This is a genomic window from Pseudomonas sp. MB-090624 (genome assembly GCF_003205245.1).
GTDB lineage: Bacteria > Pseudomonadota > Gammaproteobacteria > Pseudomonadales > Pseudomonadaceae > Aquipseudomonas > Aquipseudomonas juntendi.
The window spans coordinates 63,282-88,094 of sequence record NZ_QJRK01000017.1; the positions used below are offsets into that span (position 1 = coordinate 63,282).

Annotated in this window: 18 protein-coding genes; 5 read left to right on the top strand and 13 right to left on the bottom strand. The window is 63.9% G+C overall.

From position 1 onward, the window contains the following. Window positions 1-24 precede the first annotated feature (24 nt). The 8 genes from gltB to pilM all read right to left on the bottom strand — a co-directional run bounded on the left by gltB (window position 25) and on the right by pilM (window position 11,783). A complete protein-coding gene (gene gltB, locus DMX12_RS11490) occupies window positions 25-4,470 on the bottom strand; it encodes a glutamate synthase large subunit (RefSeq protein ID WP_029886145.1) in 4,446 nt (1,481 codons plus the stop codon). A 373-nt stretch (window positions 4,471-4,843) separates the two neighbouring features. Then, on the bottom strand, window positions 4,844-6,433 hold the full coding sequence (locus tag DMX12_RS11495) for an SPOR domain-containing protein (protein WP_054881140.1): 1,590 nt from the start codon (window positions 6,431-6,433) through the stop codon (window positions 4,844-4,846). A 15-nt stretch (window positions 6,434-6,448) separates the two neighbouring features. Continuing rightward, on the bottom strand, window positions 6,449-7,546 hold the full coding sequence (gene aroB, locus DMX12_RS11500; RefSeq protein ID WP_054904624.1) for a 3-dehydroquinate synthase: 1,098 nt from the start codon (window positions 7,544-7,546) through the stop codon (window positions 6,449-6,451). A 97-nt stretch (window positions 7,547-7,643) separates the two neighbouring features. Then, the gene (gene aroK, locus DMX12_RS11505; RefSeq protein WP_009684951.1) at window positions 7,644-8,162 is read right to left on the bottom strand and encodes a shikimate kinase AroK; all 519 of its coding nucleotides are present in this window, start codon (window positions 8,160-8,162) and stop codon (window positions 7,644-7,646) included. 4 nt (window positions 8,163-8,166) lie between these two features. After that, window positions 8,167-9,435, bottom strand: a complete 1,269-nt coding sequence (locus DMX12_RS11510) for a type IV pilus secretin PilQ (protein ID WP_110677635.1) — start codon at window positions 9,433-9,435, stop codon at window positions 8,167-8,169. Then, window positions 9,359-10,357, bottom strand: a complete 999-nt coding sequence (locus tag DMX12_RS11515; protein ID WP_110677667.1) for a pilus assembly protein PilP — start codon at window positions 10,355-10,357, stop codon at window positions 9,359-9,361. Before DMX12_RS11515 ends, DMX12_RS11510 begins: the two co-directional genes overlap by 77 nt. 11 nt (window positions 10,358-10,368) lie before the next feature. Next, the gene (locus tag DMX12_RS11520; RefSeq protein ID WP_110677637.1) at window positions 10,369-10,905 is read right to left on the bottom strand and encodes a PilN domain-containing protein; all 537 of its coding nucleotides are present in this window, start codon (window positions 10,903-10,905) and stop codon (window positions 10,369-10,371) included. Further along, the gene (pilM, locus tag DMX12_RS11525) at window positions 10,902-11,783 is read right to left on the bottom strand and encodes a type IV pilus biogenesis protein PilM (RefSeq protein ID WP_110677639.1); all 882 of its coding nucleotides are present in this window, start codon (window positions 11,781-11,783) and stop codon (window positions 10,902-10,904) included. The genes DMX12_RS11520 and pilM overlap by 4 nt, the downstream gene beginning before the upstream one ends. 178 nt (window positions 11,784-11,961) lie before the next feature. On the opposite strand from pilM, the gene DMX12_RS11530 reads away from it, so the two are divergent. Continuing rightward, window positions 11,962-14,415, top strand: a complete 2,454-nt coding sequence (locus DMX12_RS11530) for a penicillin-binding protein 1A (protein ID WP_110677641.1) — start codon at window positions 11,962-11,964, stop codon at window positions 14,413-14,415. A 164-nt stretch (window positions 14,416-14,579) separates the two neighbouring features. Here the strand turns inward: DMX12_RS11530 and DMX12_RS11535 are convergent, their stop codons facing one another. The 3 genes from DMX12_RS11535 to rpmE all read right to left on the bottom strand — a co-directional run bounded on the left by DMX12_RS11535 (window position 14,580) and on the right by rpmE (window position 17,066). After that, window positions 14,580-15,848: a malic enzyme-like NAD(P)-binding protein gene (locus tag DMX12_RS11535; protein ID WP_009684943.1), complete on the bottom strand. Its 1,269-nt coding sequence runs from the start codon at window positions 15,846-15,848 to the stop codon at window positions 14,580-14,582. A gap of 178 nt (window positions 15,849-16,026) precedes the next feature. After that, a complete protein-coding gene (locus tag DMX12_RS11540; RefSeq protein ID WP_110677643.1) occupies window positions 16,027-16,848 on the bottom strand; it encodes a thermonuclease family protein in 822 nt (273 codons plus the stop codon). 2 nt (window positions 16,849-16,850) lie between these two features. Further along, complete coding sequence (gene rpmE / locus DMX12_RS11545) at window positions 16,851-17,066, bottom strand: 50S ribosomal protein L31 (RefSeq protein ID WP_009684941.1); 216 nt, start codon at window positions 17,064-17,066, stop codon at window positions 16,851-16,853. Between the two features lie 167 nt (window positions 17,067-17,233). Here rpmE and DMX12_RS11550 point away from each other — a divergent pair, with 167 nt between their 5' ends. The 3 genes from DMX12_RS11550 (at window position 17,234) to DMX12_RS11560 (ending at window position 22,171) form a co-directional block, all read left to right on the top strand. After that, a complete protein-coding gene (locus DMX12_RS11550; protein WP_110677669.1) occupies window positions 17,234-19,453 on the top strand; it encodes a primosomal protein N' in 2,220 nt (739 codons plus the stop codon). 281 nt (window positions 19,454-19,734) lie between these two features. Further along, window positions 19,735-21,471 (top strand): arginine--tRNA ligase, encoded by a 1,737-nt coding sequence (argS, locus tag DMX12_RS11555; protein WP_009684939.1) that lies wholly within the window; start codon window positions 19,735-19,737, stop codon window positions 21,469-21,471. 1 nt (window position 21,472) lies between these two features. After that, entirely contained in the window at window positions 21,473-22,171 is a 699-nt protein-coding gene (locus DMX12_RS11560; RefSeq protein ID WP_110677645.1) for an SPOR domain-containing protein, read from the top strand. Window positions 22,172-22,267: 96 nt separating this feature from the next. On the opposite strand, the gene DMX12_RS11565 is transcribed toward DMX12_RS11560, so the two are convergent. Then, window positions 22,268-22,687 carry an NINE protein gene (locus DMX12_RS11565; RefSeq protein WP_009684937.1) on the bottom strand — a complete coding sequence of 140 codons (420 nt, stop codon included), beginning with the start codon at window positions 22,685-22,687 and terminating at the stop codon, window positions 22,268-22,270. Between the two features lie 166 nt (window positions 22,688-22,853). Here DMX12_RS11565 and DMX12_RS11570 point away from each other — a divergent pair, with 166 nt between their 5' ends. Next, a complete protein-coding gene (locus DMX12_RS11570) occupies window positions 22,854-23,477 on the top strand; it encodes a C40 family peptidase (protein WP_110677647.1) in 624 nt (207 codons plus the stop codon). Between the two features lie 305 nt (window positions 23,478-23,782). Here the strand turns inward: DMX12_RS11570 and DMX12_RS11580 are convergent, their stop codons facing one another. After that, the gene (locus DMX12_RS11580; protein WP_110677651.1) at window positions 23,783-24,781 is read right to left on the bottom strand and encodes a type IV pilus twitching motility protein PilT; all 999 of its coding nucleotides are present in this window, start codon (window positions 24,779-24,781) and stop codon (window positions 23,783-23,785) included. Window positions 24,782-24,813: the final 32 nt, after the last annotated feature.

Consider the following 24,813-nt stretch of genomic DNA (forward strand, 5'->3'; position numbering starts at 1 on the left):
GAGGCTTGCCACTTGCAGCTGTTGTTACTGCGGGTTGGCGCGAGTGCTGGACAGCAGTTGCTTCAGGTTGGCTGCCTTGGGCTTGACCAGCCAGAAGCGCCGCACGTAGTCGTCCAAGTTCTCCGAGAGCTCACGCCCCCACTCGCTGCCGGTCTCCTCCACATACTCGGCAAGGACCCGCGCCAGATGGCTGCGGTAAGCTTCCATGGCTTCCCCACTGATACGCTGGATTTCCACCAGCTCGTGGTTGAGCTTGTCGACGAAGCTGTTGTCCATGTCGAGCACGTAGGCGAAGCCGCCAGTCATGCCAGAACCGAAGTTGTAACCGGTGTTGCCCAGCACGCAGACAAAGCCGCCGGTCATGTATTCACAGCAGTGATCGCCGGTACCCTCGACAACAGCGTGGGCGCCGGAGTTACGGACAGCGAAGCGCTCGCCGGCAGTACCGGCGGCAAACAGTTTGCCGCCAGTGGCACCGTACAGGCAGGTGTTGCCGAGGATGGCGCTGTCCTGGGTGGCGAACGGGCTGCCAGCAGGCGGCACGATGGTGAGCTTGCCACCGGTCATGCCCTTGCCGACGTAGTCGTTGGCGTCGCCTTCCAGGTGCAGGTTCAGGCCACCGGCGTTCCACACACCGAAGCTCTGGCCCGCGGTCCCTTTGAAGCGGAACGTGATCGGCGCCGCGGCCATGCCCTGGTTGCCGTGCAGGCGGGCGATCTCGCCCGATACACGCGCACCGATGGAACGGTCGCAGTTGCAGATGTCGAGGCTGAACTCGCCACCGGCCTGGTCACGAATGGCCGGCATGGCCATTTCCACCATCTTCTCGGCCAGGTGGCCTTCGTCGAACGGCGGGTTCCTGTCGACTTCGCAGAACTGTGGCTTGTCTGCCGGAATGTGCGAGCTGCCCAGCAGCGGCGACAGGTCCAGGTACCGCTGACGCTCGGTGTCGCCTGGCAGCACGTCGAGCAGGTCGGTACGGCCGATCAGTTCGCCGAGGCTGCGCACGCCCAGCTTGGCCAGCCACTCACGGGTTTCTTCGGCGACGAAGGTGAAGAAATTGATCACCATGTCGACGGTGCCGATGTAGTGGTCCTTGCGCAGCTTGTCATTCTGCGTGGCTACGCCGGTCGCGCAGTTGTTCAGGTGGCAGATGCGCAGGTACTTGCAGCCCAAGGCGATCATGGGCGCGGTGCCAAAGCCGAAGCTTTCGGCGCCGAGGATGGCAGCCTTGATCACGTCCAGGCCGGTTTTCAGGCCACCGTCGGTCTGTACCCGCACCTTGCCGCGCAGGTCGTTGCCGCGCAGGGTCTGGTGGGTTTCGGCCAGGCCCAGTTCCCACGGGGCGCCGGCGTACTTGATCGAGGTCAGCGGCGACGCACCGGTACCACCGTCATAGCCGGAAATGGTGATCAGGTCGGCATAAGCCTTGGCCACACCGGCGGCAATGGTGCCCACGCCAGCCTCTGCCACCAGCTTGACCGACACCAGGGCCTGCGGGTTGACCTGCTTGAGGTCGTAGATCAGCTGGGCCAGGTCTTCGATCGAGTAAATGTCGTGGTGCGGTGGCGGCGAGATCAGGGTCACGCCGGGTACCGCATAGCGCAGCTTGGCGATCAGGCCATTGACCTTGCCGCCTGGCAGCTGGCCGCCCTCGCCGGGCTTGGCGCCCTGGGCCACCTTGATCTGCAGCACTTCGGCGTTCACCAGGTATTCCGGGGTCACACCAAAGCGGCCGGTGGCCACCTGCTTGATCTTCGAGCTGCGGATGGTGCCGTAGCGCGACGGGTCTTCGCCACCCTCACCGGAGTTGGAGCGCGCGCCCAGGCGGTTCATCGCCTCGGCCAAGGCTTCGTGCGCTTCCGGCGACAGGGCGCCAAGGGAAATACCGGCGGAGTCGAAGCGCTTGAGGATGGCCTCCAGCGGCTCGACCTGTTCCAGCGCCAACGGCTGGTCGGCCACCTTGACCTTCAGCAGGTCGCGGATCATCGACACCGGGCGCTGGTCGACCAGCGTGGTGTATTCCTTGAACTTGGCGTAGTCACCCTGCTGCACTGCAGCCTGCAGCGTGTTGACCACGTCCGGGTTGTAGGCGTGGTACTCGCCACCGTGCACGAACTTCAGCAGGCCGCCTTGCTGGATCGGCTTGCGCGCGCTCCAGGCTTCGGCTGCCAGCAGCTTCTGGTCGCTTTCCAGGTCTTCGAAGCGTGCACCCTTGATGCGGCTGGACACCCCCTTGAAGCTCAGGCCGACCACTTCTTCGGACAGGCCGATGGCTTCGAACAGCTGCGCACCCCGGTACGAGGCGATGGTGGAGATACCCATCTTCGACAGGATCTTCAGCAAGCCCTTGGAAATGCCTTTGCGGTAGTACTTGAACACCTCGTCCAGGTCGCCCAGCACTTCACCGGTACGAATCAGGTCGGCGAGCACTTCGTAGGACAGGTACGGGTAGACGGCCGAGGCACCGAAGCCCAGCAGCACGGCGAAGTGATGCGGGTCGCGGGCTGTGGCGGTTTCCACCAGGATGTTGCTGTCGCAACGCAGGCCCTGCTCGGTCAGGCGGTGGTGTACGGCACCCACGGCCAGCGAAGCGTGCACAGGCAGCTTGCCCGGGGCAATGTAGCGGTCGCTCAGCACCAGCTGGGTCTTGCCCGCGCGCACGGCTTCTTCAGCCTGGTCGGCAATGTTGCGGATCGCCGCTTCCAGGCCGACGCTCTGCTCATAGTTGAGGTCGATCAGCTGACGCTCGAAGCCTTCACGCTCCAGGTTCATCAGCGAACGCCACTTGGCCGGGGAAATGACTGGCGAGCTGAGGATCACCCGCGAGGCGTGCTCCGGGGACTCCTGGAAAATGTTGCGCTCAGCGCCGAGGCAGATTTCCAGCGACATCACGATCGCTTCGCGCAGCGGGTCGATCGGTGGGTTGGTCACCTGGGCGAACTGTTGGCGGAAGAAGTCGTATGGCGAACGCACGCGTTGCGACAGCACAGCCATCGGCGTGTCGTCACCCATCGAGCCAACGGCCTCCTGGCCCTGCTCACCCAACGGGCGCAGCACCTGGTCACGCTCTTCGAAGGTGACCTGGAACATTTTCATGTATTGCTTGAGCTGGTCAGCGTCGTAGCTGGCCACGCCCTGGTCGTCGGTCAGCGTCGCCTGGATACGCGTGGCGTGCTGACGCAGCCAACGCTTGTAGGGGTGGCGCGACTTCAGGCGGTCGTCGATGGCATCGGTATCGAGGATCTGCCCGGTTTCGGTGTCCACGGCAAGGATCTGGCCCGGGCCCACGCGGCCCTTGGCCAATACTTCCTCAGGCTGGTAGCCCCACACGCCGATTTCAGAGGCGATGGTGATGTAGCCATTGGTGGTGGTCACCCAGCGCGCCGGGCGCAGGCCGTTACGGTCGAGCAGGCACACCGCGTGGCGGCCTTCGGTCATGACGATACCGGCCGGACCGTCCCACGGCTCCATGTGCATGGAGTTGTATTCGTAGAACGCGCGCAGGTCGGCGTCCATGGTCTCGACGTTCTGCCAGGCTGGTGGTACCAGCATGCGCACGCCGCGGAACAGGTCGATACCGCCGGTGACCATCAGCTCCAGCATGTTGTCCATGCTCGAGGAGTCCGAACCGACGCGGTTGACCAGCGGGCCAAGCTCTGCGAGGTCGGGGATCAGGTCGTTGGCGAACTTGGTGCGACGGGCCATGGCCCAGTTGCGGTTACCGGTAATGGTGTTGATCTCGCCGTTGTGGGCGAGGAAGCGGAACGGCTGCGCCAGCGGCCACTTCGGCAGGGTGTTGGTCGAGAAGCGCTGGTGGAACACGCAGATCGCCGTTTGCAGGCGCTCGTCACCCAGGTCCGGGTAGAACGCCGCGAGATCGCGCGGCATCATCAGGCCTTTGTAGATGATGGTCTTGTGCGAGAAGCTGCAGATGTAGTGGTCTGCGTCATCGGCGTTGGCAACCGACGAACGGCGCCGGGCGCTGAAAAGCTTGATGGCGAATTCCTGGTCGCTCAGGCCCTCACCGCCGATGAACACCTGCTCGATCTGCGGCAGGCGCTCCATGGCCAGGCGGCCGAGAACGCTGGTGTCGATCGGCACCTTGCGCCAGCCAACCAGCTTCAGCCCGGCAGCGATGATCTCGCGATCCATGTTGGCACGTGCAGCTTCGGCTTTGACCGGGTCCTGGTTGAAGAACACCATGCCAACGGCGTACTGCTTGGGCAACTCGACGGCAAAATGCTCCTGGGCCATGGCGCGCAGGAACTGATCGGGCTTCTGAATCAGCAGACCGCAACCGTCACCGGTCTTGCCGTCGGCGTTGATGCCACCGCGGTGGGTCATGCAAGTCAGTGCCTGCATGGCGGTTTGCAGAAGGTGGTGGCTCGCCTCGCCCGTCATATGGGCGATCAGGCCAAAACCACAGTTGTCCTTGAATTCTTCGGGATGGTACAGACCTGTTTTCATAGACACATTCTCACCAGGTTCACCTCTCAACGGAGGCAAATCTCTTTTTTAACAACCACTTACCATCCACGCCGATCAAACGCCAGCTTTTTTGCGGTGGCCATGGAAAACCATTGTTGCACAGCGACAGCGATGCCCACAAATTTTCATGTCTCACCATTGAAAATTTATGTCGCCATTTTGAATGTTTTTGCGTCATGCACCGTGATAGGCGCTTGACTTGAGTCTGAAGCGTTTCAGCCATGACTGCAACTCGGGGCTTGTGGCCGGCAGTCTGGGACAGAAAAGCCTGCCGCGCTCGGGCGCAGCAGGCTAGTCGAAAGCTAGAATTCGCTTAGCAACAGGGCAGCGGGGTGGTGCCGCCCGGCAGGTATCAGCGGGCCGAGGCCAGCTCTTGTTGGACGCTGGCGACGGTACGTGGCCAAGGTTTACCAGCCTGGACCTTCGCTGGCAAGTTCTTGATTGCGGCAACCGCAGCATCGCGGCTGGCGAAACTGCCGTAAGTGACCACATACAGCGGCTTGCCTTGCAGGTCTTTCTTGAAGTAGCGATAGTCGCCACCCTGGGCTTTCACGTACGCCTGCGCCGAGGCCTCGGAGCTGGTGCCGAGGATCTGCACCACGTAATTGCCCGGTTTCTGGCCTGCGTACCAGCTGCTGTTGCCAGTGCCGCCAGCGGCTGGTTTTTCAGCAGGCTTGGCGGCCGGCTTGGCCACGGCGACCTGGGTCGGTGCCGGGGCCGGCTTGGCCGTCGCAACCGGCTTGGCAGGCTGGGTTGCGACCGGTTTTTGCGCAGGCGCAACCTGCTGCACGGGTTGCGCAGGCGTCGGCGCGGGGCCCGCCGCTACGCCTTGCGGCGGGGCGATGGTGGTCACGGTCGGCGGCGGGTTGCCAGGCTGCAGGGCGGTATCGCCAGCCGGGCTGCCTTCTTCCCCCTCACCCATGCCTGCGGCCTGGGCCAGCGGCTCGCGCATCACCGGCTGCGACTGGCCTCCCAGTGGCAGCGGCACCGGCTGGGACGAGCCAGAGAACTCGATGTTGGCGCCCTGCTTGCCGTCGCCAAGCGGTAACTGAGCCTGGGCAGCCGGTGCGTCGGCCGGCGCTTTTTCGCCCTTCTTGGGCATCAACACGGCAGCTGCAACGGCAACCACGACCACGGCAGACAGCGCGAGCACATGTTTTTTTGGCATCTTGAACCCCATGGATGGTCGCTTGGCCGTCGTCCGGCTGGCGATCATGGCTTCGATCAAAGTGTCACGGGCGACCTGGTTGATGTTGCCAGGCCAGCCGTCGGAGTTTTCATGGATATCGACGATCTGTTCACGGCTGAACACCTCGATGCCCCGGCCTGCGCCTTCCAGGCGCTGCTCCAGGTATTCGCGGGTTTCCTCTTCACTGTAGGGGGCCAGCTCGATGATGTGGAAGCGTTCTTCCTCGACATTGAGCTCGTCCAGCCCTGCAATCAGCGAGGGCTCACCAAACAGGAACACGTGCGGGCGCCCTTCCGGCACCCCCGCCGCCAACTCCAGCAACGCTTGGAGTGCCGACTCGTCGAGTTGTTCCGCGTCGTCCACCAGCAAGTACACTTCCTGCCCGGTGAGTGCCAGTTGCACCACCTTGGACAGGATCGCCTGCATCTCCGGCTGGGCCACGTCCAGGTTCTGCGCGACCTGGCCCAATACACTGGCAGCATCGCTGGCACCACGGGCGGACACCACAACGCTCTGCACCGCCTGCTTGTTGGTACTGGCCACCAGCGCCTGGCGCAGCAGGGTCTTGCCGCTACCCTGCGGGCCGGTGACGACCAGCATCAGTTGGCTGTAGCGAGCCAGGTGGTGCAGCTGGCCGAGCACAGGCTTGCGCTGGGCAGGGAAAAACTTGAAGCCGGGCACCCGCGGTGCGAACGGATCGTGGCTCAACTGGTAATGGTCGAGAAAGGCCTCATCGGCATGCAAACTGGTCATTGCGCTGTCACAACCTCAAAGCTGGGCCACGATCGCGCGGTAATCCGCCGACAGCGTGGCCTGTAGAATCTCTTTCGGATAGTCGTCGGTGACCACGGCCTCGCCCATCTGGCGCAGCAGCACCAGACGCAGACGCCCGTCGAGCACCTTCTTGTCGACCGCCATGTGCTCCATGAAATGCGCCGGGGTCATTTCCTGTGGTGGCACCACCGGCAAACCTGCGTCCTGCAACAGGCGGATTCCGCGATCGCGCTCGGCCTGGTCGAGCCAGCCAAGGCGCATGGACATTTCCAGGGCCATGACCGTGCCCGCCGCCACGGCTTCGCCGTGCAGCCACACGCCATAGCCCATGTGGGTTTCGATGGCATGCCCGAAGGTATGCCCCAAGTTCAGCGTGGCCCGCACGCCAGACTCGCGTTCGTCGGCGCCCACCACTGCGGCCTTGGCCGCACACGAGCGGCGAATGGCTTCGGTCAGGGCTGCCGAGTCGAGGGTACGCAGGGCCTGCATATTGTCTTCGAGCCAGGCGAGGAAGGGCTTGTCACAGATCAGCCCGTACTTGATCACTTCGGCCAGGCCTGCCGAAAGCTCGCGCGCCGGCAAGGTCTTCAGGCTGGTGGTATCGATCAGCACCGCGTTGGGCTGGTAGAAGGCGCCGACCATGTTCTTGCCCAGCGGGTGGTTGATGCCGGTCTTGCCGCCTACCGAGGAATCGACCTGGGACAACAGGGTGGTCGGCACCTGGATGAAGTCCACGCCCCGCTGATAGCAGGCAGCGGCAAAGCCGGCCATGTCACCGACCACCCCGCCGCCCAGGGCGACCACGGTGGTACGGCGGTCATGCCGCGCCGTCAGCAGGCCATCGAAGATCAGTTGCAGGGTTTCCCAGTTCTTGTGGGCTTCGCCATCGGGCAGTACCACTGGCAGCACCGAGTAGGCCCCCAGGGTCTTGGCCAGGCGGTCGAGATACAGCGGCGCGACGGTCTCGTTGGAGACGATGGCAACCTGCCGGCCGGCAATGTGCGGCGCGAGCAGCTCGGGCTGGTCCAGCAGGCCTTCGCCAATGTAGATCGGGTAGCTACGCTCGCCCAGGTCGACCTTCAGTGTCTGCATGTATCCCCACAATGTTCTTGGGCGCGGTGCCGTTCTGGCGACCTGCGCGGTAACGTTGAACCTCGCCTCGGCGCTGGTGGCCGAGAATAGTCCCGGGTTAACGGGGCGGCAACTGCTGCAAGCGCTCGAGGATGTCGATCACCACCATGCGTGGTGGCCGCTCGTCGGTTTCTACGACCAGGTCGGCGATCTCGCGGTAGAGCGGGTCGCGGGTTTCCAGCAGGTTCCGCAAGGTGGCCTCGGGGTTGGCGGTGCGCAGCAGCGGGCGATTGCGGTCGCGCGCCGTGCGGCCGACCTGCTGTTCGACCGAGGCGTGCAGGTAGATTACCCGGCCGCCCTGGTGCAGCGCCTGGCGGTTGGCTTCGCGCATGACGGCACCGCCACCGGTGGCCAGGACCACGCCGTCGAGGCCACACAGCTCGGCAATCATCGCTTGCTCGCGATCACGGAAACCCGGCTCGCCTTCCTTGTCGAAAATCCACGGGATGTTGGCGCCGCAACGCAGTTCGATTTCCTTGTCGGAATCCTTGAACAGCAGGCGCAGCTCTTTGGCCAATAGGCGACCGATGGTGCTTTTACCAGCACCCATGGGCCCCACAAGTATCAAATTTCGCACAGAATCAACGACTCACAGCAATCGCCTGGTCACTCATGATACGCGGAGTCAGGAAGACCAGCAGCTCGGATTTTTTCTCTTGTAATGCATCGCGTCGAAACAGCCGCCCAACATACGGCAGATCACCCAAAAATGGCACCTTGTCGACCACATTGTTTTGCGAGGTCGAGTACACGCCGCCAATCACGATCGTTTCGCCGTCGGCCACGCGAACCTTGGCATTCACCTCGTTCTTGCGGATCGGCGGTACGTTGTTCAAGGCATTGACGTAATCCGGTTCGTCCTTGGTCACCCTGACAGCCATGATTACCTTGTTGTCCGGGGTAATTTGCGGGGTCACCTCCAACGACAGCGAGGCCTCGCGGAACGACACCGAAGTAGCGCCGCTCTTGGTGGTTTCCTGGTAGGGCACCTCGGTGCCCTTGAGGATCCTGGCCGTTTCCTTGTCGGCCGTGACCACCTTGGGTTGCGAAATGATCTCGCCATTGCCGCTTTTTTCCATGGCGCTGAGTTCGAGGTCCAGCAGCACATCCCCGCGCAGCAGGCCAAGGCCGATGCTGCTGCCAGCCCGCTCGACACCCAGGTCGACGAACAGCGACTTGCCCGGCAGCGGGTTGTCGCCATACAAAGGGCTGCCCCAGCGCACCCCAAGGGCTTTCTCGTAATCGACGTTGGCCTCGACGATGCGCGCCTCGATCGCCACCTGGCGCACCGGCACATCCAGCTGCGCCACCAGTTGCCGCAGCTCATCGAGGCGTTCGGCCGGCAGGTAGGCCACCAGGGTATTGGTGCGCTCATCGACACTCAGGCTGCCCCAACCGGCGAGCAGGCTTTCGTCGGCCAGGCTGGTCTTGAGCAGTTCCGCAAGTTCGGCAGCCTTGGCATGGCGAACAGGCAACAGCTCCCGGCGCATGGGCTGCAACTGCGCATCCAGCACCTGCCCCGCACGCGCTTCGGCAGCTTGCGCAGCCAGCGTGGCCGCCGGTGCCACCAGCAGCACATTACCCTCCTGGCGCCGGGCGAGGCTTTTGCTGCGCAAGACCAGGTCCAGCGCCTGATCCCACGGCACATCCTGCAAGCGCAGGGTGACATTGCCCTGCACCTCGTCGCTGGCGACCAGGTTGACGCCGGCATAGTCGGCGAGTACCTGCAAAACCGAGCGAATCTCGACATCCTGAAAGTGCAGCGACAGCGGCTCACCCTGGTAAGGCGTCGCGGTCGCCAGAGGCATGGGCAGCAGGGCCGCCAGCAGATAGATCATCCTCGTTCTCATTCTGATCCGGGGCCTCCTTGCCCAGGCGTTTTGCGAGGGTGATGAACGCCGTGCGTTCATGCCACACCCCCGCCATGAACAACCGTTCGCGCACTTCGACCTGGCGCGGGCCGATGTGCATCACTATCCCTTGATCACGCCCTACCCGGTCCCCAAGGCGGACGCGGTAGAGCCTGCCGGCCGCCCGCAGCAGCGCTTGATGTTCCTGCCCACGCGTCAGGCTGCCGACCATTTCCAACTGGGCCAGGGGCGCGCGGGTCAAACCACCCGACAGGTGCGTTGCCAACGCGGCGAACGGATCCATGGCCGGTGCCCGCGTTGCCGGCCTGGCAGGCAGCCGCGCAAGCATGGCGACTGCCACCCCGGCAACCGGCGCGTGATAGGCATCGACCCGCAGTTGCAAACGCAGCAGGCCTGGTTCGCCACCGCCGGCTGCCAGGCGCATGCTGCGACCGTGCATGACACGCACCTGCCCCAACCACTCGTCCAGCCAGCCCCGCAAGGCTGGGTAGCTGCCCACCACCTGCAACTCCAGTGGCACTACGCTGAAGCCCTGCCGCTGCTGCTGCTCGTGCACATCGAGGCGCTCGACGAGCAGGCCGTGCTCGCGCCCCGAAACCGACAGACGGTCTAGCAGGTCGCTCATGCTTTCGCCGGCAGCCAGCTGCCATTGTGCCTTTTGCAAGCGCTGCCCATCGCTCGCCAGCTGAGCCCGCACCCCCTGCAACTCGGCAATCTGCGCCTGCGTGGCAGCCTGCTGCCGGCTCAGCTCGGCGTGCTTGCCCTCTTCTTCACCCTGCTGCTGCAACATGCCCGGCAGGCGAATCGCGCAGCCCAGGCTGAACAGCAGCACCGCCAGTGCCACAGGTGCCAGCCGCCGGAAGCGGCTGGAGCGCTCGGCTGCGCCAAGCCATGCGAGCAGTTGCACCTTGGTCACGACCAGAACGCCGCCACGCGCGCAGCCAGCAAGAATTCATCGCCGCCTGGCTGGCTCTTGATGTGTTTGAGCTCCAGGTCCAGCAGCACGCTGGAACGCTCCAGGTCGCGCATGAACTGGGCCAGTACGGCGCCGGAGGTGGCGAGCCCGCTCAACTCCATGCGGCCGTTTTCCAGGCTGAGGCCCAGCAGCTGCATGCCCAATGGCAGTGCCCTTTCGAGGTCGGCGAATACGCCAGGCAGAACCCCCTGCTGAGCCTGCAGGCCCTCCAGCACCGCCAGGCGGCCGAGCAGTGCGGCATGCTGGGCACGCACATCAGCCAGTGGCTGAGCCTCCAGGCCCAGGGTTTCCAGGGCTGCCTGGCGCTGGGTGTTGGCCAACGCTTGTTGCTGGCCGCGCTGGCGTGCCTGTTGGTCGACCAGCGTCACGGCGCACAATGCCAGCAATGCGCCAGCCACCAGATGGCTGCGAAACCGGCGCATGGCCGCCTGGCGCTGGCGTTCGCGCCACGGCAGAAGGTTCAGCCGCATCATGGTCGCGCCCCTGCAAGGGCCAGGGCACTCGCCAGCAGCATCGGCCCATCGACCTGGGCAAGCCCGGCCAGCGCAGGCAGTTCTTGGCACGGCAGCGCCAGGCTTTGGCCCAGGGCCTGCAGCCAGCCCGGCTGCAGCGGTGAGCAGTTGCTGACCCACAACCTGGCAGGTAAAAGCCCTTCGGCGAGCAGCGCAGGCAGCCGCTCGGGCAGTTGCGCGGCCATATCCCCGTCAGCTGCCCTCAGCTCCCGACGCTGCAGCGCCCCGCCAGGCGCCCAGGCATGAACAGTCGCCCGGTGGGGTTCGATACGCAGCAACGCCGCCCCAGCCTGCTCACCCGCAGGCAGCATGCGGCGCAGGGCAATGCTGTCGACCTCGACCGCCTCCAGTTGCAGCCCCGCCTGCTGCACCAGCGCTTCGAGGGGTGCCAGTGCACTCTGCCGACACGCTGCAACCAGCACCTCGCTGCAGGCTGGCTGAACACCTGAAGCCCCCAGGACCTGGAAGTCCAGGGCCAGGTCTTCCAGCGGGAACGGAAACAACCGTTCGGCATCCGCCAGCAACTGCGCCTCCAGTTGCTCCTCACCGGGCCCCACTGGCAGGTGACACAACTTGCAGATGACCTGGCTGGCGGGCAGCGCCAGAGCCAGCCGCCGCTCGCCGAGGCCGCTGCGCCGATGAGCGCGCTGCAATGCCGCCGAGACCTGCTCGGGCGCTGCTGCCCAGTCATTGCCTGCCCCGAGCTGCAGCGGCTCATGGGCCCAACCCAGCACCCGCCAGCCGCGTTTGCGCTGTTGCAGTTGCACCAGATGAATGGCGTGAGCGGTAATTTCCACCCCTACCAGTGAACCGGCATCCTTGCCGAAGCGTCCAAGCATTGCGAATTCCTTGCTGTATGTCGCGCCCCCGCGGCAACACTGGGCCGGGGCCACCCGTCAGGGCGACGGGCTGCCTGGCCGGTGGCCCGGAAAGGCGAAAAAATGCGTATAATGCCCAGCGTTTTTTGGTCCGCCGGACCTGCGTGCAATCCACTTCCAACCTGGACACCGAAAAGCCTTGATACGTCTGCTGAAGTTCTTCTGGTGGTCTTCCGTCGCAGTCATTTGCGCGCTCGTACTCGGTGTGAGCGGTGCGTTTCTGTATCTTAGTCCCAACCTGCCCTCGGTCGATTCGCTCAGAAGCATCCAGTTGCAGATCCCCCTCAAGGTGTACAGCAGCGATGGCAAGCTGATTGCCGAATTTGGCGAAATGCGCCGTTCGCCGATCCGTTTCGCAGACATTCCCCCACAGTTCATTCAGGCATTGCTGTCAGCCGAGGACGACAATTTCCTCAACCACTACGGCGTGGACCCCAGCAGCCTGATGCGCGCGGCCACCCAGCTGGTGAAAACCGGGCACATTCAGACCGGCGGCAGCACCATCACCATGCAGGTGGCCAAGAACTTCTTCCTGACCAGCGAGCGCAGCTTCTCGCGCAAGACCAACGAAATTCTGTTGGCCCTGCAGATCGAGCGGGAGCTGACCAAGGACGAGATTCTTGAGCTGTACGTGAACAAGATCTACCTCGGCAACCGCGCCTACGGTATCGACGCCGCGGCCCAGGTCTACTACGGCAAGTCGATCCGTGACGTGAGCCTGGCACAGATGGCGATGATCGCCGGCCTGCCCAAGGCGCCCTCGCGCTTCAACCCCCTGGCCAACCCGGTGCGCGCCAAAGAGCGCCGCGACTGGATCCTGGGCCGCATGTACAAGCTGGGCAAGATTGACCAGGCCAGCTACCAGGCCGCCCTGGACGAGCCACTCAACGCCAGCTACCACGTGCCAACGCCCGAGGTGAATGCACCGTACGTCGCGGAAATGGCTCGCGCGGAAATGGTTGGCCGCTACGGCAGCGACGCTTACACCGAAGGCTTCCGCGTTACCACCACCGTGCCCAGCGACATGCAGGAAATGGCCAACAAGGCCATCCTCAATGGCCTGTCCGATTATGACGAGCGCCACGGCTACCGCGGCCCTGAAGCCCGCTTCCCGGGGCGCACCGAGGCTGCCTGGCGCCAGGAACTGGGCAAGCAACGCACCTTGGGCGGGCTGGAGCCCGGCATCGTCACCCGGGTCGAAAAAACCGGCCTTGCGGTGCTGACCCGTGACGGCCAGCAGGTGCATGTGGCCTGGGACACCATGAAATGGGCGCGCCCGTTCATCAACAGCAACGCCCAGGGCCGCACCCCGCAGTCGCCCGCCGATGTCGCCCAGGTCGGTGACCTGGTGCGCCTGCAACGCCTGGACGATGGCACCTTCAAGTTCAGCCAGGTGCCGGGGGCACAGAGTGCACTGGTCACCCTCGACCCTAACAGCGGCGCCATCCGCGCCTTGGTCGGCGGTTTCTCGTTCGAGCAGAGCAACTACAACCGGGCGATGCAGGCCAAACGCCAACCGGGCTCAAGCTTCAAGCCGTTCATCTACAGTGCTGCACTGGACAGTGGCTATACCGCCGCCAGCCTGGTCAACGACGCGCCGATCGTATTCGTCGACGAATCGGTCGATAAGGTGTGGCGACCGAAGAACGACACCAACACGTTCCTCGGCCCGATCCGCATGCGCGAAGCGCTGTACAAGTCGCGCAACCTGGTTTCGATCCGCTTGCTGCAGGCCATGGGCGTGGACCGCACCATCGACTACATCGCCAAGTTCGGTTTCAACAAGCAGGACCTGCCGCGCAACCTGTCGCTGGCCCTGGGTACCGCCACCCTGACGCCGATGGAAATCGCTACAGGCTGGAGCACCTTTGCCAACGGTGGCTACAAGATTGCCCCCTACCTGATCGACCGTATCGAGAGCCGCAGTGGCGAAACGCTGTTCACCGCCAACCCGGTTCGCGTACCCCAAGGTACTGAAGACCAGGCCGGCCTGGCCGCCCCCGAGCAGCCGATCAGCACCGCCAGCATGCCCGGCGAGGCACCGGCGGCCCCCGGCCAAACCCCTGCGGCAGCGCAGCCACCAGCGGTTGCCGAGCGCATCATCGACGGGCGTACCACCTATATTCTCACCAGCATGCTGCAGGACGTGATCAAGCGCGGCACCGGCCGCCGGGCGCTGGCTTTGGGCCGCACCGACCTGGCAGGCAAGACCGGTACCACCAACGAGTCCAAGGACGCCTGGTTCTCTGGCTACAACGCCGACTACGTGACCACCGTGTGGGTTGGCTTCGACCAGCCGGAAACCCTGGGCCACCGCGAGTACGGCGGCACGGCGGCGCTGCCGATCTGGATGAGCTTCATGGGTGCGGCACTCAAGGACAAGCCTGCACATGCGCCGGCCGAGCCAGAAGGCATTCTCAGCCTGCGCGTAGACCCCGTCAGCGGCCGGGCAGCTTCGCCGGGCACACCCAATGCCTACTTCGAGCTGTTCAAGGCCGAGGATTCGCCGCCATCGGTGGACGAACTGGGCAATGGGGCCGTGCCGGGCAGCCCATTGCCAGCGGATGAAGCGACGCCGATGGACTTGTTCTGAGGCAGGGCGCCAGATCCGGGGCAGGTGCACGGCGGCGTTCGACCCTACGGGCGCCGTCACTGTCGGCCCCTGCCCCTCACCTCCCGGCCCCGAAGCATTCCCACCGCGCATAAAAAAGCCCCGGCTCGCAGGAGCCGGGGCTTTTTACACCGCTACAACAGCAATCAGCCGTTGAACACGTCATCCACGCTCTTGAGCGGGTAGTGCTTTGGATACGGCAGGGTAGCAACGCCGGACTCGATGGCAGCCTTGGCCACGGCGTCGGAAACGACGGTGATCAGGCGGGCATCCAGGGGCTTCGGAATGATGTACTCACGGCCGAACTCCAGCGCTTGCACGCCGTAGGCATCGCACACTTCCTTGGGTACCGGCAGCTTGGCCAGGTCTTTCAGGGCGATGGCCGCAGCGATTTTCATTTCTTCGTTGATGCGCTTGGCGCGTACGTCCAGGGCACCACGGAAGATGAACGGGAAGCCCAGTACGTTGTTGACCTGGTTCGGGTAGTCCGAACGGCCGGTGGCCATGATCACGTCGCTGCGGGTGGCGTGAGCCAGCGCTGGCGAAATTTCCGGATCAGGGTTGGAGCAGGCGAACACGATCGGGTTGGCCGCCATCGACTTCAGGCCTTCCGCGCTCAGCAGGTTCGGGCCGGACAGGCCAACGAACACGTCGGCACCCTCCAGGGCGTCGGCCAGGGTGCGCTTGTCGGTCGCGTGGGCGAACTGGGCCTTGTACTGGTTCAGGTCGTCACGGCCAGCGTGGATCACGCCGCTGCGGTCGATCATGTAGATGTTCTCGACCTTGGCACCCATGCTCACCAGCAACTTCATGCAGGAGATGGCAGCTGCACCGGCACCCAGGCACACGATCTTGGCTTCTTCGAGCTTCTTGCCGGCGATTTCCAGGGCGTTGATCATGCCGGCCGCAGTAACGATGGCGGTACCGTGCTGGTCATCGTGGAACACCGGAATGTCGCACTGTTCGATCAGCGTGCGTTCGATCTCGAAGCACTCTGGCGCCTTGATATCTTCGAGGTTGATGCCACCGAAGGTGATCGAGATGCGGCGAACGGTGTCGATGAATGCTTGCGGGCTTTCCGATTCGACTTCGATGTCGAATACGTCGATACCTGCGAAACGCTTGAACAGAACGCCCTTGCCTTCCATGACCGGCTTGGAAGCCAGTGGGCCGAGGTCACCCAGACCGAGGATGGCAGTGCCATCGGAAATCACCGCAACCAGGTTGCCTTTGCCGGTGTATTTGTATGCCAGCTCTGGATCCCGGCCAATTTCACGCACCGGCTCGGCAACACCTGGGCTGTAGGCCAGGGCGAGGTCACGGGCAGTGGCAGTTGGCTTGGAAAGTTCGACGCTCAGTTTCCCCGGGCGAGGTTGAGCGTGATATTCGAGAGCGGCAGTTTTCAGGTCTGACATGGTGGGCATTCCGCTATTTACTGTTCTGACGGACCGCCGAGGATACGCAAAGAGCCGGGTAGTCACAAGACTGGTCGGTCACTTGTGTCAAGGCCTTTAGCCTACGACTTTCCGCTAAAACCCACGGGGGCATACGGCTAACAGTGTGTACAATCCAATAGCGAACTGTCTACATCTTTTAGCCAGAAGTACGCGCCAGCATGCTCGGGTCGGTCAGTGGCAATACCCAGCGCCGCTGCCCTGGCTTGAGGCCGCCCTTGCGGGAACGGTCCACCACCCAGCCACGCACCTCGACCTGACGCCCTTTGAGGTTAGCGAAGAAACTGGCCGGGAAGTTGCGCTGCAGACGAGCGGAGACCTGCACCACCACGGCACGGTCAAGGTTCAACCAGACACCACCACGGTTGCGTTCGATGCTCATGATTCGGCCACTGAGCACAGCAAAACCAGGCTGCCTGATGGCGTCTGCCGGCACCACGGGCGACTGCCGCCAAAGGCCGGCGCCGGCCTGGCGTGCGGCCTGCTCGGCGCGTTGCTGGCAGCCACTGAGGCGCACATTGGGGGCGACGGCCACCCGGTAGCCCAAGCCTTCACTGAGCAATTGTGCTTCGAGATTGTCGCCATTACGGCCATAAATGTGCGCCAGTGTGCGCCCATACTTGTCTTTGGCTTGCACACCGGGAACCAGCCCTACACGCCCGTCACTGGCCTTGACCAACGCCTGCAGGCGCCGCTTGGCAGCTTCGGCATAGGGCTCGCTGCTACGCCCCTTGCGACCGATCTCCGGGGTGTTGATGCCGATCAGCCGCACACTGCGGCCATCCACCAGACGCACGGTGTCGCCGTCGACCACCTGCCGCACCCGAACCTGCTCGGGTTTGCCCGGCAGCGGGCAGAAGGCCAGGGCGGGCAAATGCCAGATCGCACCCACAAAAAAGGCGCCCACGAGGGGCGCCTTTTTCAGCAACAATGCGAAGCCCGAAGGACTCGCCATGCGCATGATTACTTCTTGGTACCGAACATACCGAAGCGGTCGGCGAACTTCTGTACGCGGCCACCGGTGTCCAGGACTTTCTGCTTACCGGTGTAGAACGGGTGGCACAGGTTGCAAACGTCGATCGACAGGGTGCTGCCCAGGGTCGAACGGGTTTCGAACTTGTTACCGCAGCTGCAGGTGACTGCAACAGCTTCGTAGTTCGGGTGGATACCTTCTTTCATGGTCACTTCCTCGAGCTGCGTGCCGCCACCCAACACCAATTGTTGAATACCGCACGTAATTAGGCGGCGAATAATACCAGAGCACACCGTCAGTGCAAGATGTCGCTTGCACCGACCGTCGTCTGCTAGGCTCGCCAGTTCTTGTAATGCCCTCCGAGACTTTCTGCGTGTCCGACGTCATCCTGCGCCTTGCCCTGCCCTCGCCATTGCGGCGCCTGTTCGACTACAAGGCGCCAGCGAGCATGGCGCGCCAGGCCCTGGCCCCGGGCATGCGTATTCGCGTGCCCTTTGGCCGCCGCGAAATGATCGGCGTACTGGTCGAAGTGTGCGCGCAGAGCGAGGTGCCCGCCGACAAGCTGAAGCCGGCCAGCGCCTTGCTCGACCCGGTCTCCCCGATTCCGCCTTCGCTGTTCAAGCTGTGCCTGTGGACCGCGCAGTACTACCAGCACAGCCTGGGTGACACCTTGAGCTGGGCCTTGCCCACGCTACTGCGCCAGGGTGAGCCCGCAGAAATGCGCCAGGAGCGCTTCTGGCACATTGCCCCCGACGCCCGCCTGGACGACCCGCGCATCGCCCGGGCACCGCGCCAGCGCGATGCCCTCAAGACCCTGGCGCAGCACCCGCACGGGGTGGCGCACAGCCTGCTGGCCAAGCTCAACCTGAACAAGGACAGCCTCGACCTGCTGCTGGCCAAGGAACTGGTGCAGATCGAAGTCCGCCGCCAGAAGCCGGGCTTGCGCCACGAACACTGGCTGGCACAGCCGGAGCTGCCGCTCAATGACGAGCAACGCGATGCCTTCGAGGCGGTGTGCGAGGGGTTCGGCGGTTTTGCGGCCTTCCTGCTGGCCGGCGTGACCGGCAGCGGCAAGACCGAGGTCTACCTGCAGCTGATCCGCGAAACCCTCGAGGCCGGCAAGCAGGCGCTGGTACTGATCCCGGAGATCAACCTCGGCCCGCAAACCCTGGCGCGCTTCGAGCAACGCTTCAACGCCCGGATTGCCTTGCTGCATTCGGCGGTGAACGACCGGGACCGCCTGGACGCCTGGCTGGCGGCACGCGATGGCGAAGCCGACATTATCATCGGCACCCGTTCAGCGCTGTTCACGCCCATGAAAAACCCTGGCCTGATCATCATCGACGAAGAACACGACGGTTCTTATAAACAGCAGGAGGGCCTGCGCTACCATGCCCGCGACCTGGCGCTGGTGCGGGCGCACCAGGAGAACATTCCGATCCTGCTCGGCTCCGCCACGCCCTCGCTGGAAACCTTGCACAACGCCCTCACCGGCCGCTACCGCCTGTTGCGCATGAATCAGCGCGCGGGCGGCGCACGCCCACCGCGCATGCTGCGCCTGGATGTAAAAAGCCTGCCGCTGGACAGTGGCATCAGCGGCCCGCTGCAGCAGGCCATCCGCCTGACACTGGAAGCCGGCCAGCAAGTGCTGGTGTTCCTCAACCGCCGCGGCTTCGCCCCGACGCTGCTGTGCCACGATTGCGGCTGGCTGTCGGAATGCCCGCGCTGCGACGCGCGCATGACCGTGCACCAGCGCTCCGGGGTGTTGCGCTGCCACCACTGCGGCTATGACGAACGCCTGCCACACCAGTGCCCGCAGTGCGACCACGTCGACCTGCGCCCGGTCGGTGCGGGCACCGAACGCGCCGAAGAACGCCTGAAAGTGCTGTTCCCGGACTACCCGATTCTGCGTGTGGACCGCGACAGCACGGCGCGCAAGGACGCCATGCACCAGCTGTTCAGTACCATCCAGAAAGGCCAGTCGAGCATTCTTGTCGGTACCCAGATGCTTGCCAAAGGGCACCATTTCCCGCGGGTAACCCTGGTGGCCATCCTCGACGCCGACGGGGGGCTTTTCTCGGGCGACTTCCGCGCCAGCGAGCGCATGGCGCAACTGATCGTGCAGGTCGCCGGGCGCGCCGGGCGTGCCGAGGAACCGGGCAAGGTCATCATCCAGACCCACCTGGCCGATCACCCGTTGCTGGTGCAACTGACCGAACAAGGCTACTTCGCCTTTGCCGAACAGGCCCTGGACGAACGCCGTGCCGCCGGGCTGCCGCCCTACTCGCACCTGGCCTTGCTGCGCGCAGAAGCGCACAAGCCGGGGCAGGCTGAAGGTTTCCTGGACGAGGCCTGCGCCGCCGCCGAGCGCCTGGTCGCCGAACAGCGGCTGCCAGGCATCGAGCTGCTGGGCCCGGTTCCGGCCCCCATGGAGCGCCGCGCCGGGCGTTTCCGCGCGCAGTTGTTGATACAGGCCAACACCCGGGCGCCTTTGCATCGACTGATCAGTGCCTGGTTGCTAGTGTTGGAGCAGATGCCGAGCGGGCGCCAGGTCCGCTGGTCGCTGGATGTCGACCCGGTCGACCTTTATTGAGCTGCAAGCTGCAAGCTGCAAGCTGCAAGCTGCAAGCTGCAAGCTGCAAGCAAGAGCGGAACAGGGCCAGGCGGCGCAACCAAGCTTTTTCTTGCTACTTGCTACTTGCTACTTGCTACTTGCTACTTGCTACTTGCTACTTGCGACTTGCGACTTGCTACTCGCGCCTTCCAACGTGAAGCCCAAAGGTTGGCAACCCGCTCCCAGGCACGGATAATGCCCAGTTTTTCCACCTGCGCATCCAAGCGCTGCACCGCGCTTGCGGTCGAAAAGAGACCCCCATGAAAGACACCATTCGCCAGCTGATCCAGCAAGCCCTCACCCAACTCGTCACCGACGGTGTGCTGCCTGAAGGGCTGTCGCCGGCGATCCAGGTGGAAAACGCCCGGGACAAGACCCACGGCGACTTCGCCAGCAATATCGCGATGATGCTGGCCAAGCCGGCCGGCATGAAGCCCCGCGACCTGGCGGAAAAACTGATCAACGCCCTGCCAGCCAGCGCCGATATCAGCAAGGTCGAGATCGCAGGCCCTGGCTTCCTCAATTTCTTCCAGAACACCGACGCCCTGGCCAACCGCCTGGACGCTGCCCTGGCCGACGCCCACCTGGGCGCGCGCAAGGCCGGCCCGGCGCAAAAAGTGGTGGTCGACCTGTCGGCCCCCAACCTGGCCAAAGAGATGCACGTCGGCCACCTGCGCTCGACCATCATTGGTGACAGCGTGGCGCGGGTGCTGGAGTTCCTGGGCGACACCGTCATTCGCCAGAACCACGTAGGCGACTGGGGCACCCAGTTCGGCATGTTGATGGCCTACCTGCAGGAAAACCCGATCACCAGCGATGAACTGTCGGACCTGGAAAACTTCTACCGCGCGGCCAAGCAGCGTTTCGACGAGTCCGAGGCATTCGCCACCCGTGCCCGCGGCCTGGTGGTCAAGCTGCAGGCCGGTGACCCGGAATGCCTGGCCCTGTGGACACGCTTCAAGGACATTTCGCTGTCGCACTGCCAAAAGACGTATGAACTGCTCAACGTCAAGCTGACCATGGCGGACGTGATGGGTGAAAGCGCCTACAACGACGACCTGGCCAATGTCGTGGCCGACCTCAAGGCCAAGGGCCTGCTGGTCGAAGACCAGGGCGCCCAGTGCGTGTTCCTCGACGAGTTCAAGAACAGCGACGGCGACCCGCTGCCAGTGATCGTGCAGAAGGCCGACGGCGGTTACCTGTACGCCACCACCGACCTGGCCGCCGTGCGCTACCGCAGCAATGTGCTCAAGGCCGACCGTGCCCTGTACTTCGTCGACCAGCGCCAGGCCCTGCACTTCAACCAGGTGTTCGAAGTGGCCCGCCGCGCAGGCTTCGTCGGCCACCCGATGCAAATGGAGCACATGGGCTTCGGCACCATGAACGGCGCCGATGGCCGCCCGTTCAAAACCCGCGACGGCGGCACCGTGAAGCTGATCGACCTGCTGACCGAGGCCAAGGAAAGGGCCTACGCGCTGGTCAAGGAAAAGAACCCGAGCCTGGCCGACGACGAACTGCGCCGCATCGGCGAAGTGGTGGGTATTGGCGCGGTGAAGTACGCCGACCTGTCCAAACACCGCACCAGCGACTACAGCTTCAACTTCGAGCTGATGCTCAACTTCGAAGGCAATACCGCGCCTTACCTGCTGTACGCCTATACCCGTGTAGCTGGCGTGTTCCGCAAGCTGGGCAAGCGCTTTGACCAAGCCGATGGCAAGATCGTGCTGCAGGCCGCCCACGAGCAGGACCTGGCCGCACGCCTGGCGCAGTTTGGCGAAACCCTGAACAGCGTTGCCGAGAAAGGCACACCGCACGTACTGTGCAGCTACCTGTACGACCTCGCCGGCCTGTTCTCCAGCTTCTACGAGAACTGCCCGATCCTCGCCGCTGAAACCCCCGAGCAGCAACAGAGCCGCCTGCGCCTGGCCGCCCTGACTGGCCGCACCCTCAAACAAGGTCTGGAACTGCTCGGCCTGGAAACCCTGGAGCGCATGTAAGTTGGCTGCCAAGAAAAAACCCGCACCCAAACGCGGCGCCAGCCGCCAGACAGCGCCAGCCAAACAGCCGATCCCCGGCTGGGTATGGCTGGCGGTCGGCCTGACCGTTGGCGCGTTCATCGTGTTCCTGATGAAGCTCGAACCCGGCGGCGATGACATCAAGCGGGCCAAACCCGAGCAGCAGAAGGCCGACAAAGTGGCCGAAGCCAGCAAGCCTACCCAGGCCACACCGCAACAGCCGGTGAAACCGAAGTACGACTTCTACACCTTGCTGCCAGAGTCGGAAGTCATCGTGCCGCCAGAGGCCGTACCGGAGAAAACACCCCCGGTTCCGGCCCAGCCGGTCACACCGGTTACCCCCGCTGAAGCGGCGAAAATCGACACGGCGCGGGCCCAGGCAGCACTGCTTGGCCAAACCCCGCCTCCGGCCCCGCCAGTGATCAAGCCGGCAGCGACCACCCAGTACTTCCTGCAGGCGGGCTCGTTCCGCAAACAGGCCGACGCCGACAAGGTGCGGGCCCAGATCATTCTGCTGGGGCAGTCAGTGAAGGTGGAGTCGGGTACGGTCAAGGAAGAAACCTGGTATCGCGTGATGGTCGGCCCGTTCAGCAACCGCGAACAGCTGACCGGTGCGCAGAAACAGCTCGCCGGCGCTGGTTTTGCCAACCTGTTGCTGCAACAGCGCCAGACCCGCCAGTAACCTTTGAACGGGGCGCTGTGCGCCCCCGTCAGACTTGAGCCGCCCCGGTGCAGCGGCCTTGCCTAGCGACAGGGCTGCAAAGCAGCCCTTGCCCTCTCAGCCCCGCCCCGCGTTGCGCTCGGACACCTGGCTATTGAGTGTCCAGAAGTCGTACAGCACCCCTACCAGGAACAGGCCACCGGTCAGGAAGTAGATGATCGCGGTCACCCACTTGCCCTGATACAGCCGGTGCAGGCCGAACACGCCGAGGAACGTCAGCAGGACCCAGGCGATGTTGTAGTCGATGCGCCCAGACTGGAACCTCAGGTCCGCCTCGCGGTCCATGGCCGGGATCAGAAACAGGTCGATCAGCCAGCCGATACCCAGCAGGCCGAAGGTGAAGAACCAGAGGGTGCCGGTTATCGGCTTGCCATAGTAGAAACGATGCGACCCGGTGAAGCCGAAAATCCACAGCAGGTAGCCGATGGTCTTGCTGTGCGTGTCGTGGTAGGGCGTTCCCTGTTGATAACTGTTCATGCCTAGCCCTCGTGGGTTATGGAAAAATTTTCTAAGAAAAAATGTGACTTTTTTGTCACAGGCCGACGTATGGCACCCTGCCAATCGACCAACGGATCATAAATTGATCAAAAAGCTGTTATAAAGTTGCGCGCCCAACACATAACTATTCATAAGAGCTTCATCTATGCCGCCTTTACTCAAGACATGGCTGACCCTCTGCCTATTATTGCCCCTGGCCGCCCACGCCACCAATCGTGAGCAACGTCTTCCCAATGGTTTCACCGGCTACACCAGCAATGCCGCCGTGAGGCATGCAGCTGTCAAGCAGACTGCGCCCCATGCTCGCACTGTCAGCGCCGCCAGCACGCGCGGTAGCAAGGTGGCCGCGATGTCGCACAAGCAGAGCAGCGATGTGCTCAGCCGCGCGGTCAATGTACTTGGTACCCCCTACGTTTGGGGTGGCAGCAGCCCGAAAAAGGGCTTTGACTGCAGTGGCCTGGTCAAGTACGCCTTCAACGACGTGGCCAACGTAGACCTGCCACGCACCTCCAATGCCATGGCCCAGGGCCATGGGGTGAAAGTGGCCAAGGGCGAGTTGAAGCCAGGGGACCTGATCTTCTTCAACATCAAAAGCCGGCGGGTGAACCACGTGGCCATCTATCTGGGCAACGACCGTTTCATCCACGCGCCACGCCGCGGCAAGCGGGTGAGCATCGACAACCTGAGCAAGCCTTACTGGCAGAAGCATTACGTGGTCGCCAAACGGGTGCTGCCGAAAGAGCAGCAGCTGAGCCTGGCCAAGCGCTAAGCTTTTTCCACCTGCAATGGCCCGATCGCCGGCAAGCCGGCTCCCCCACAAATCTGTAGAACTGTGGTGAACCTGTGGGAGATCACACAGCCCTACGGGCTGCGCTGTCGCACAGAGAACTCGATTCGTAACCGCGACGCGGCCTGTGTGGGAGCGGGCGTGCCCGCGAAGCAGGCGACGCGGTGGCAGGCACCGGCTACGCCGGTGTTCGCGGGCACGCCCGCTTCCACAAAGACCCCGCTAAATCAATAAGTTATGTACTGTTCTATGAGAGCTGGCTTGCGGCGATAAGGCCTGTAGAGGCACTATAAATCGTCAACCAGGCCCCTCTCTCGCAACCCACGCAATGCCCCTTCCATCGTCCGCATCCCTTGCGCACCACCCGCCTGCATCACCGAACACAACTGCGCCATCCGCCCTTCGCGCACCAGGTTGCGCACCGCCGGCGTCGCCACCAACACTTCCCGCGCTGCAACCCGCCCACCGCCCACGCGGCGTACCAGCACCTGCGCCACCACCATTTGCAACGACTCCGCCAGCATCGCCCGCACCAACGGCTTTTCATCGGCTGCAAATACCTCCACCAGCCGCTCGATGCTGCTGGCCGCCGAGCGCGCATGTACCGTCGCCAGCACCAGGTGCCCGGTCTCGGCCGCTTGCAAGGCCAGGCGAATGGTCTGCAGGTCGCGCAACTCGCCGATCATGATCACGTCCGGGTCCTGGCGCAGCGCGCTGCGTAGCCCCTGGGCAAAGCCGCTGCTGTGGCGGCCGACCTCGCGCTGGTTGACCAGGCTACGCTGGCTGCTGTGGATAACTTCAACAGGGTCTTCCAGGGTAATGATGTGCAGCGCCTTTTCGCGGTTCAGCTGGTCCAGCAACGTTGCCAGTGTGCTGGACTTGCCACTGCCGGTCGGCCCACCCACCAGCACCAGACCATCGCGGTACTGGACCACCGCCTGAAACACATCGGTCAGCGCTAGCTCATCCAGCGTGGCAATACGCCCTGGGATCAGGCGGAAGGTCGCCGCAGGCCCATTCAGCTGGCGAAACAGGTTCACGCGAAAGCGCCCTAGGGCAGGCAGCGCCAGCGCCAGGTCCAGTTCAGCCCCTTGCGCCCACTGCTCGCGCTGCGTGTCATCGAGCAGGGTTGCCATGCCCGCGACCAAGGCGCCCGCGGCGAGCGGCGGCATGGCCATGCGCTGCAGCTCGCCGTCCAGGCGCAGCATGGGTGTCTGGCCGGCCGCCAGGTGCAGGTCCGAAGCCTGCACCGCCACGGCCCGTGCCAACAGGTCGGTCACATCCATGAGACTCCCCAAAGGCTTTCAAGTAGGTAGAA